Source organism: Ligaoa zhengdingensis (genome assembly GCF_014384885.1).
GTDB lineage: Bacteria > Bacillota > Clostridia > Oscillospirales > Ruminococcaceae > Ligaoa > Ligaoa zhengdingensis.
In genome coordinates, this window is sequence record NZ_JACRST010000078.1 from 1 (window position 1) to 1,482 (window position 1,482).

The window sequence follows — 1,482 nt, forward strand, 5'->3', positions numbered from 1 at the left end:
CCCGCAGTCAAGCTGCTCCACAAGCCCTAACTGCTGGAAGATGGCTAATGCCCGTTCCACCGTCCCGATTTGGTGACGGGTCAGCGTGGCTATCATCTGGGCGGTATAGGGGATATGCTCGTCAAGCTGCAATCTGCCGCCATTTTTCAGCGATTTTAAGTACAGCTTCAAGAGGATATTGGAATACAAAATCCCGTCTTTCATGTCCTCCAACAGCACAATGGAATCGCTGTCGAAGAAGTTTTCTTTCAGTTTGAGGTAGTAATATTTGCGGTTATCTGCCATTGGCGGTGTCCTCCCTGTGTTTCCATCTCTTAGAGAAATACCGGGGGCAGAGGACGATAATCGCCCGGAAGCTCTGCTTGCAGCCGCGTGTGCAGCTCCAGCAAAGGTCATTGTAGGTAATACGGTTTCGGTGGTTGAGGAAAAAGCTCCATTCCAACCGCCGCTTTTTGCTCATGCGTGGCATTTCTCGCTCCTTTCTGCCGTTTCCGCTGGTATAAGCGGATAGGTCGGTAAAAATGTGGTTTCTCGGTGTCATTTTCGGGGATTTCCTGCGCTGTGCGCCCCGTTTCAAAGGTGGGCAGTATTGCGGATAGGGTGCAGGGCATATCCCCGTTTTGGTATCGTTTCGGGGCGGTTTTTAACGCTCATGTTCGTGCTTTTTCTCTCTGTCTTTCTCGCCTTGCAGGATTTGAGAAAGATTGCTTTTCACGGTATGCAGCTCCTTGACACGGGCTTTTTTCTCCCGGTATTCGTTGTAATGGGCGTTCTTTTCGGCGGTAAGCTGCTCGATTTCCGCTTGCAGGGCTTTATGGCTTGGCAGCTTGGAAACGCCATGCGCCCGAAAATAACGGGTGGCTGCGTCCGCTATGATAAAATCGCTTTCGTGCCGTTCCCGGTAGGCGCTGCGGGCTTTTTCCGTTTTCTGCGCTTTCAGACCGTCACGGGCAGGCTTGGTCTTGGCATAGGCAAGCGCCTGTGTCTGAAGTTCCTTTTTCTCCCGGATAGCAGCGTCCAGGGCTTTCAGCTTGGCGGTGCTGTCCTGTAAATCCGCATTGGCGGATACAAGGGCTGCGTCCAGCTCCTCCGGCGAATAGCCGTACTGCCCGTAGGCGGCAACGGTAGCCGCCATTTGTTTCAGATTGTGGACTGCCGCCCAGCGGTCATAGCCCGCGCCCTTTCCCTCCGCTCGCTTCGCTGCCCGGTCAACCATGCGCTGAATACCGTCCTTTTCCGGGGTGGTTTGGACAGCTTTTTTGCCCTGCAAACGCTCCCTTATGTTGCGGGGGTATTCGGGTACGGTTGCGGTCTGCTCGGCGGCTCTGTGGGCGTTCTGTTCCAAAAGGGCAAGAACGGCAGCGCGGTCAAAATCATCTCCCAGCTTGCGGGCGGTAATGGGCTTTGTCCTGTCCGGCGTGAGGTAGGATAGCCGCCCTCGGCTCTCCTTGACAGTCACGCCCTGTTGCAAGAGAACGGCGG

At 54.8% G+C, this 1,482-nt stretch carries 2 protein-coding genes and 1 pseudogene; all 3 read right to left on the reverse strand.

Translation table 11 applies throughout. From position 1 onward, the window contains the following. Positions 1-285 (reverse strand): phage replisome organizer N-terminal domain-containing protein (locus tag H8711_RS13710; RefSeq protein WP_249283891.1); only part of this gene is annotated, 285 nt, incomplete at its 3' end. After that, positions 275-469 (reverse strand): hypothetical protein, encoded by a 195-nt coding sequence (locus tag H8711_RS13715; RefSeq protein ID WP_249283892.1) that lies wholly within the window; start codon positions 467-469, stop codon positions 275-277. The genes H8711_RS13715 and H8711_RS13710, both read right to left, overlap by 11 nt. Positions 470-643: 174 nt before the next feature. Then, positions 644-1,482, reverse strand: a pseudogene (locus tag H8711_RS13720) (relaxase/mobilization nuclease domain-containing protein); the annotation flags it as partial.

Bases quoted from the DNA above. Each gene is read 5' to 3' on its own strand.
- H8711_RS13715 (WP_249283892.1), bottom strand. From the start codon at position 469: ATGCCACGCATGAGCAAAAAGCGGCGGTTGGAATGGAGCTTTTTCCTC.